At 42.5% G+C, this 9,166-nt stretch carries 7 protein-coding genes; 2 read left to right on the top strand and 5 right to left on the bottom strand.

Annotated elements, in window-relative coordinates; all coding sequences use genetic code 11:
- Positions 1-110 precede the first annotated feature (110 nt).
- From yciH to MHN79_RS19755, 4 genes are all read right to left on the bottom strand, one after another.
- A complete protein-coding gene (gene yciH, locus MHN79_RS19770) occupies positions 111-422 on the bottom strand; it encodes a stress response translation initiation inhibitor YciH (RefSeq protein WP_152431912.1) in 312 nt (103 codons plus the stop codon).
- Positions 423-428: 6 nt separating this feature from the next.
- Positions 429-806 (bottom strand): DUF3319 domain-containing protein, encoded by a 378-nt coding sequence (locus tag MHN79_RS19765; RefSeq protein ID WP_160927885.1) that lies wholly within the window; start codon positions 804-806, stop codon positions 429-431.
- Positions 807-1,024: 218 nt separating this feature from the next.
- Complete coding sequence (locus MHN79_RS19760; protein ID WP_239174589.1) at positions 1,025-2,020, bottom strand: D-alanine--D-alanine ligase; 996 nt, start codon at positions 2,018-2,020, stop codon at positions 1,025-1,027.
- 157 nt (positions 2,021-2,177) lie between these two features.
- Positions 2,178-2,717, bottom strand: a complete 540-nt coding sequence (locus MHN79_RS19755; RefSeq protein ID WP_239174587.1) for an SPOR domain-containing protein — start codon at positions 2,715-2,717, stop codon at positions 2,178-2,180.
- 220 nt (positions 2,718-2,937) lie between these two features.
- Between MHN79_RS19755 and MHN79_RS19750 the strand changes: the two genes are divergently transcribed.
- On the top strand, positions 2,938-5,607 hold the full coding sequence (locus MHN79_RS19750; protein ID WP_239174585.1) for a bifunctional acetate--CoA ligase family protein/GNAT family N-acetyltransferase: 2,670 nt from the start codon (positions 2,938-2,940) through the stop codon (positions 5,605-5,607).
- An 8-nt stretch (positions 5,608-5,615) separates the two neighbouring features.
- On the opposite strand, the gene MHN79_RS19745 is transcribed toward MHN79_RS19750, so the two are convergent.
- Positions 5,616-6,515, bottom strand: a complete 900-nt coding sequence (locus MHN79_RS19745) for a LysR family transcriptional regulator (protein ID WP_239174583.1) — start codon at positions 6,513-6,515, stop codon at positions 5,616-5,618.
- Positions 6,516-6,765: 250 nt separating this feature from the next.
- Here MHN79_RS19745 and MHN79_RS19740 point away from each other — a divergent pair, with 250 nt between their 5' ends.
- Complete coding sequence (locus MHN79_RS19740) at positions 6,766-8,889, top strand: TonB-dependent hemoglobin/transferrin/lactoferrin family receptor (RefSeq protein ID WP_239174581.1); 2,124 nt, start codon at positions 6,766-6,768, stop codon at positions 8,887-8,889.
- The last annotated feature ends 277 nt before the right edge of the window (positions 8,890-9,166 follow it).

Raw genomic sequence — 9,166 nt, 5'->3', positions numbered from 1 at the left:
GCTTACAACGTGTCTGTTGCATTCAACATAACCCATTTACCATAAAATAGCTAATATCTAACTTATTCATCTGTGATGCTTAAGTTAGATATTAGCCTTGAAAAAAGGCCTTAACCGCCGGCAAGTTTCACCGTATGGCCTTTCTTTTCGAGATGCGCTTTGATTTTATCTCTGGCATCACCTTGTATTTCGATGGTGCCATCTTTTACTGAACCGCCGCATCCACATACTTTCTTTAATTCAGCTGCTAAAAGTTTGAGTGGTGCGTCTTCTAAATCTAGGCCAGTAATTATACTTACTCCTTTACCCTTGCGTCCTTTAGTTTGGCGCTGTATACGAACAATGCCATCACCTTTAGGGCGCTGAACTTTTTCCGGTTCGGACTGTATTCTGCCGACCTCTGTCGAATATACGAGACTCATAAATAACTATTTCTTCTGTTGTTGTTCTGCTTTCTGCTTGGCGATCAAGTATGCCTCGATATGCTTTTGCATGGCAACCTTTCCGCCTTTAATTAATTTGCCATTAAAGAAACAGTACCATTCGTTGGGATTACCATTATCGTTCTTGAGTGTGTAGCCATGGAAATCCTCTTGAACTGGGCCTCCCTCAGCTTCTTTCTTGTTACCGAGAGAGCCAAATTCTTTTGGGTCAATGATATTTGCAGTGTCACAAAACCAATCAATGCTCTTTTTAACCGCAGGCATGCTTCCAGATAAAGTATGATTCTTAATCTGAACTTGCCATACATCGGTAGAATTTCCAGCAGTTTTGAGGGTAAATCCTCGATATGTTGCAGCAGCCATAGTATTTTATCTTAGTAATCAGTTAATTTAATAATAATTGTATATCGCTCTTATTCAAGTTTATCGGCAAAAGGCAAATTTACTGAAGCCCATCCCACAAAAATAAATCTAGTTAAATCATTACACTGCAATGACAAATTCAACAAAGATACACTGTAACTATCTATCAAATAAGAAATTTTCTACCTTTATGTGACCAACTACGAAAAGTACTTGTTTCATTCAATAAGTGACGTATCAACACAATCTTTAAGAAAGTCGATCACTGTAATGCCGCTGTGCTCTAACATCTTTGGAAACATTGAGATTGGAGTCATCCCCGGAAAGGTATTGACTTCATTAAGGTATACCTGCCCATCAGGTGTTAAAAAGAAGTCGATTCTGGATAGGTGACGAAGCTTCATTTGTTCAAAGACTTTTCTCGATGACTTTTCAATAATACTAAGCTGTTCCTCGCTCAAATCAGACGCTTGGACATCAGTAATCGATTGGCTGGTTGAGCTGTATTTTTCATCATACGAGTAGAACGCATCTTCCGGCGCTTTTATTTCTCCGGGAGGCGTAATGTGTAGTTTTCCTTTAAATTCAAACGCAGCGACCTCTAACTCTCGTGGTCTAACTGCTTTTTCAACCAACACTTGATCGGAATAGCCAAAGGCACCATCAATCGCCGCTTTAAGTTGCTCTCTATCTGTGACCTTGTAACAACCAACGGAAGAACCTTGGCGAGCAGCTTTAACGAATACCTCACCCCACTTATCAAATGCTGCTAGGCTGTTTTCATAAGATTTCGGGCTGTTCTCAGACAAAAAGATGTATGGCGTATTGGGTATAGACAGTGTGTCGTACCATAATTTTGATGTGATTTTATTAAAGCAATTTGTGCTCGCTTCAGGACCACAGCCAAGATAAGGCAAACCAGCGAGTTCCAGCATTGATTGGATATCCCCTGTTTCACCTGGGTAGCCGTGAATACATGGCACGACAAAATCGACCTTAATAGCGCGATGTTCAAAATTCAGTGTGCCTTTATTGGTGTCTAGATACACTATCTCATCGCTGCAAAACCAAGCTTCTTTCTTAATTTCAACTCTAATAACCTCAAAGCTCTCAATGGATTCCAACTTGGCCTGAACATAGTCTGCAGAAACTAGTGATACTTCATGCTCCGCAGAGCCACCGCCACAAAGTAGTAAAATCGTTGTATTCGCCATGAGAAATTTTTCCGTGATATAACAGAGGTATTAAAAACCGATAGTAATCAAAAATCAGAAAAGATTCATTGATTTGACTAAAGTATGTCATTACTGACAATTCAAGCGGTCAATTTTTATGCGTAAGAAAGGGGGCCAATGCCCCCTTTGAGAATAATTAGTTCAGCTTGTTAAGTGTTGGATATTGGGATTTTTTAATCGCATCAATACTTTTTACGAAAGGTTTCATATCTTGCAGCTCATTAGGCAGCTTGGCGATGGCTTTTTTCGCATCCATTCGCGTCGCGTAATCACCGTAAAGGATGGTATACCACTTAGTACCATTCACTACTTTGTAGTTTTCCCAGATAGGCTCACCATTTTTTGGTAGCTTGCGTGCAAATTTATCCACTTTTGTTTGGGTACCCACGGCTACCACTTGAATTGTGAAGCCATATCGTGAGCTCATGGCTTTTTGCTTCTCTGTCGGTGCCACGATCGCAACTGCAGGCTTAGCCTTATTGTTCATAGGCTTAACTGTCATAGTCGCTTCTTCCATCATGCCGTTACCCATGTCTTGTTCGGCCATAATTGGTTCTTGCATTGCCGCCGTTTTATAATCTTCACGGTAGCTCTCAGAAGATACATCAGTGACGTAGTCACTCGACACACAAGCTGACAGCATTAAGGGTAAGCTAACTATTGCGATTCTTTTCATGGGGATTCTTCACATGCCTTTTGTAGAAGTTACTGTAAATCATGCCGTTAGAAAGTCAGAGAATCAAGCTCACTTTCGAAATATTCCCCGCTACATTGTGATGTGATACACAAAGTCAGATGCGTGTCAGGTGATCAGCGTATAACAACACTTATTTCATTCTGGTTTCGTCGGATAGGTCCGTTAGACTGGTAGTAAAAATATTTTGGGAAAGCCTGCCATGAATAATCTTAGTGCCCTACTTAAACCTAAATCCATTGCCGTTGTAGGAGCTTCGATTAAACCGAGCAGCGCAGGTAATATAGTTATGACCAATCTCCTGCAAGGGGGTTTTGAAGGTGTCGTCATGCCTGTTACCCCCAAACATCGCTCCGTATGTGGTGTATTAGCCTATCCAGACGTATCTTCACTACCAATCACGCCTGATGTCGCTATTTTATGTACTAATGCTTCTAGAAATGAAGCGCTCTTGCAGCAGCTTGTAGCTCGTCAAGTCAAACATGTTATCGTTCTGTCTGCCACTAGATTAACGAAAGAAAACAACACATTACTCTGTGATATCACGAAAGGAAGCGCTACACGACTGCTTGGCCCAAATAGTCTCGGTATTATCATGCCATGGGAGAAGATCAACGCTTCTTGTTCTCCCATCAATGCTAAACAAGGAAAAATTGCATTTGTTTCCCAATCAGCCGCCATGTGCACCACAATCTTGGATTGGGCCAACGATAAAAACATTGGCTTTTCGGCCATCATTTCTTTGGGAAATGCTTTGGATATCGATTTTGCAGACTTGCTTGATTATCTAAGCATGGACTCGAAAACCGAAGCGATACTTCTTTATGTAGACACGATAAAAAATGCCCGACGTTTTATGTCCGCTGCTCGAGCGGCTTCGCGAAATCGGCGCATCTTAGTGCTCAAAGGAGGCAAAACACAGGCTGGTCGCACCGCTGCGTATGCTCATACTGGCGGACTTGATAGCCTCGATATTATCTATGACTCGGCTATCCAGCGCTCAGGAATGCTGAGAGTTAATAACTCTCACGAATTGTTTGCTGCCGTTGAAACCTTGACGCATTCCATTCCGTTACGAGGCGAAAGACTCGCCATTATCTCTAATGGCGGTGGCCCTGCGATCATTGCGGTCGATACATTATTAATGAAGGGGGGGCAGTTGGCCTCCCTCCCACCAAGCCTTATCGATACGCTCAGTGAAATATTGCCAGACAATTGGAGTCACAATAACCCCATTGACTTAATCGGTGATGCAGGACAAGAACGTTATATTGAAGCCATCAAGGCTGTCATGGATAGCGATTGCGCAGATGCGATACTCATCATGCACAGTCCGTCGGCGAGCACAGACAATCAACAAACCGCCCAAGCTATTGTTGAAGCGATAAACAAGCACCCTCGCCGGCAACATTTCAATATACTGACTAATTGGTCGGGAGAGCATACAGTCAAACCTGCTCGTCAGATTTTTACCAATGCTGGCATCCCTACCTATCGAACCCCGGAAAGTGCTGTCATTGGTTTCATGCATTTAGTCGAGTACCGGCGAAATCAAAAACAACTAATGGAAACCCCAACCAATGCCGAGCCCATGCATGTTAGTGAACTTAGTGATGCCAAGCAGTGGATTGCAAATAAGTTACAGGATAACGTAAGCCTAGAGTTAGACACTCATCAGATTGGTGCTTTTTTAAAGTTTTTCAACTTTAACGTACTGCCAACTTGGCTCGCTTCTGATGCCAGTGAAGCTGTCCATATTTCAGAGCAGATTGGCTACCCTGTGGCGGTTAAACTGCGATCACCAGATATTGCACACAAGTCAGATATCCAAGGTGTCATGCTCAATTTACGCAATCATCACGAAGTGGCAAGCGCTGCTGAAGCGATTTTAGATCGCGCAGAAGTCCATTACCCATCGGCAAACATACATGGACTGTTGATCCAAGCAATGGCTAAGCTCGCCGGAGGGGAAGAAATTCGTATTAAGGTAAAAACCGATCACACATTTGGCCCTGTTATTCTGCTTGGTCAAGGAGGGGCTGAATGGGATGAATCGATTGATGCGACCTGTGCCTTACCGCCTCTAAACATGGCGCTAGCGAGATACTTAGTTACCCGCGCCATCAAGGAAGGAAAGATCCGCCCTCAACGATTACCAATACCTATGGATATTACCAAGCTTTCTGAATTATTGGTGCGAATATCCCAGATGATTGTTGATTGTCCACAAGTTTATGAATTAGATATTCACCCGCTACTTGCCGCGGGAGACAAGTTTACAGTGATTGATGCGGACATGATTCTTAAACAAAGTCAGGGAGAAGCCCAAAAACGCCTAGCCATTAGGCCATACCCAGTTGAGTATGAAGAAAGAGTCCAGCTTAAAGATGGCTCAAGCATTATCATGCGCCCTATTCTTCCAGAAGATGAACCTAACCATGCACAGTTTGTGAGTAAGGTGTCTAAAGAAGACTTATACAATCGATTTTTTAGTGATGTTGGCGAACTCAATCATGAAGCATTAGCCAATCTCACCCAAATTGATTACGACCGAGAAATGGCCTTCATTGCCATTACCAACTCTGGCTCAAACCCCGAAATTATTGGCGTGTCACGTGCTCTCCTTAGTCCAGACAATACCGATGCTGAGTTTGCGATCTTAGTTCGCTCAGATCTTAAAGGAATGGGCCTTGGCAAACTGTTGCTACAAAAAATCATCGACTATTGCCGCCAAAAAAACACTAAGCAAATTTCCGGTATGACGATGCCAACTAACAGAGGCATGCTTATGCTGGCACAAAAACTGGGCTTCGAATTAGATGTACAATTCGAGGATGGCACTGCTGACATGGTTTTAAAATTGAGCGAATAAAACGCGCTTTAGTTGTTATGGTTGTTCAAAGGCCAATTTTTCTTAAGGTATTGGATACACCATGACTTGGCTTCACCCATTTGATTTCGCTTCCAAGCCAAAAGTATGTCTATCTTAAGATCATGGGTGTCTGCGATCTTTTCCAAACTTCCTTGCTGAATAAGAGGCTCAGCAACAGTTCGTGGAAGTGTTCCTATGCCAAGCCCTGATTTGAGTGCCGATACTTTTGCCGCCAAATTAGACACGGTTAATGTTGGCTGTTTGTGTAAAATATTGACCGTCATCGCTGGTTGCTCTCTTGCTGAGTCTGCTATTGCCACAACGCGATATTTTGCTCTGGCTGCTTCATCAAGCACCCCACTTCGTTTATGGACATAGTGCTTAGGCGACGCAACCCACACCATTGTCATTGAACCGATGGGTTCCGCTTTTACATCTTGAGGGATACTCGCAGGCTTAGGGCAAACCAGTAGATCAGCGCGCCCTTGCTCTAACGACTCCCAGCAGCCGGCTAATATTTCTTCTTGTAAACGAATGCGGGTCGAACTGATATTACCCAGCTCTTCCACCATAGGAAAAAAGTCCTCAACGGATAAAATGCCATCCAATGCGATGGTGATATCTAACTCCCAACCATTCGCGAGCACACTCGCATCATTAACTAGCTTTTCTGTCGCCGCCAAAATCATACGACCACGCTCAAGAATAAGCTTACCCGCTTCGGTAAAACGAGCTTTGTGCCCTGATCTGTCAAAGATGGTAACGTCCAAATCTTGCTCTAGCTTTTGGATTTGATAACTCAGAGACGATGGTGCTCTATCAAGCTCATTAGCTGCCGCTGCAAAGCTGCCTCGACGGTCAATAGCATCAAGTATGTGCATTGCTTCAAGAGTAATTGGATTTCTCACATTTATCACCACGATTAATTGTTAAGTTCAAACACAGATCAAGATCTCATTATTGGCCCAAACCAACTTCATTTAAAAACTAGACAAACAAGTCATATCTTACTGTATTTTAGATGATTTCTCATTTTTCTAAAGCATGAAAATGCAAAAAAAAACCACAAAAACAGAAATGATAACGATAGTAATTATCATTTAGATCCTATAGAGTTCAGTCCGCATCATTTTTAAGACGTACTTTAGGTAAATGCAAATGTATAACAAATCCTTCTTGTCAGCCTCCATACTTTTGGCCTGCTCATCAAATGTTTATGCGGGTGACTATGCCCTCTTCGACGAAGTGGTTGTCACAGCCACACGTAATGAGCAACAACTTGAAGAAGTCGCTGGTTCGGTTTCTGTCGTTACTGACAAACAGATTGAAAAAACGCTCGCATCCAATGTAGACGATGTCCTCAAATACACTCCTGGTGTTGACGCTGTGTCTAACGGACGCATGGGGATCCAGCAAATTAACATTCGGGGAATGCAAGGTAACCGAGTAAACATTTTGGTTGATGGTGTTGCACAGCCCTATTTGTATGATGAAACCTACCAGTTTATCTCATCTGGTCGCCTTGCTTTAGACATTGATATGATCAAATCAGTTGAGGTTGTCAAAGGTTCTGCGTCGAGTTTATATGGCTCTGATGGCATTGGTGGCATTGTTGCGTTTCAAACTAAAGATCCCAGTGACTTCCTAAAAGAAGGTGAAGCATTTGGTGGGCAGATTAAACTTGGATTTGCCTCGCGAAACGACGCTTTCAAAGAAAACGTTGTTCTAGCTAACCGCAGTGGAGACCTAGAGTCTATGGTTGCCTACACGCGCAATGACTCAGGTCTTATTGAAAACTTTGCCAATGGCGAGTATCAAAATGACTCAGTCAACGATTTGGATACCAAAGCAGACAATTTGCTGGTCAAACTTCAGTATCAAGTTGATGATGCTAACCGCATAGAATTGATTGGCCAGATGAACAATCAAAACAACACCGGAAATGTCGCGAGCTCTTCATACACTAAATACACACTAGATGACACGACGGAAAGGGCCAAGCTAGGTGTAAAACATATCTGGGAGGGTACAAGCTTACTGGCAGACTCGATTGACAGTCAGGTGACGTGGCTTTCTCATAAGCAGAACAATATTACCGACCGTACTAGTACAACAAAAGACGAAATAAAAGACTATTCTTATGAAGACCAAGGAGTTCAAACTGACTTCGAGTTTAATAAGTATTTAGCGACAGACAATATGGAACATTTTGTCACCTACGGTATGGCCGCTTCTTATAAGGATATTAAAAATTCCAATAAGAACATAAATCGATTAAACAACAATCAAGCCTCGCTGAATTTTTATCAACCCGATGCGAAAGAAACTCGCGTAGGTTTGTTCTTGCAAGATCAAATATCCCTTTTAGATGAAAAGGTTATTGTCACACCAGGGCTGCGCTGGGATAGATTTGAAACCAAGCCAGACAACAATACCGCTGGTAGCTCTATTGACAATTATCAAACCAGTACAAGTTCTGCCTTAACCGCAAGACTTGGCACTGTTTACACCGTAACTGACAACTCTAAAGTCTTTGCCCAAATAAGCCAAGGTCATAGAGCGCCCACTTTTAAAGAGTTGTATTACTCTTACTCTTCGGTCGGAGTACACCACAGTTATACCAACCTAGCTAACCCTAACTTAGAAGCCGAAGACAGTATCACTTATGAAACGGGTTATCGTTTCGCCAATAGCTATTCTAAGTCTGAAATTTCGGTGTTTTATAGTGACTACAGTGACTTTATTGATCGAGTGACGATTGATAGCAGTACTTATCAATATCAGAATATTGGCAAAGCAAACATTAAGGGAGTCGAGCTCTCGAGCCGTATTATGGTCAGTGATGTTTTTGACCTGCCGGATGGGATATCAACCCGTTTTTCCGCCAGTTATACAGAAGGTGAAGATGGCGACAAGCAGCCGCTTAACTCAGTAAACCCATGGAATGCGGTCACATCACTTGATTATGACTCACCGAACAATACTTGGGGAAGCAGCATTGCGCTCAACTATTATGCTGAGAAAAAGATGTCAGACATAAACCCTACCGCTGATCTCACCACTTCACCGAATAGTGTGCAAGCCGCTACTCCGAGTGCAACAGTGATAGATTTAACCGCCTACTATCGACCAATCAAAGATCTAACCTTGTCGGCAGGCTTGTTTAACTTAACGGATCGTAAATATTGGAAATGGAGTGATGTGAGAGGTGAAGATGCATTAGATGCAGACAACACTCAAGCAGGCCGCAACTGGGCCATCACTGCAAAATATGAATTCTAAACCAATTCTAACCAACTAAAAAAGCTCCCCAATGGGAGCTTTTTTCTTATATTCGTTCAAAAGGACATCAAAAGCGGTTGTGAACGAACCTACACTTATTTCGAACTTGCCATCTCTTTCTTGACCATTACAGCGGAAGCGACGATGAAAGCGATGATAAGACCTAGTTCCATTGGGAGTACCTATTTGGTTACAGTTAAGTGGAGTAAAATTTAGACAGCGCGATTCTATCACTTTTAAAAATCAATGATACCCCGAAATGACAATTTTATACTTT

The organism is Vibrio sp. Of14-4 (genome assembly GCF_022347625.1).
GTDB lineage: Bacteria > Pseudomonadota > Gammaproteobacteria > Enterobacterales > Vibrionaceae > Vibrio > Vibrio pristinus.
This window is presented reverse-complemented; position numbering and strand designations above follow the sequence as displayed.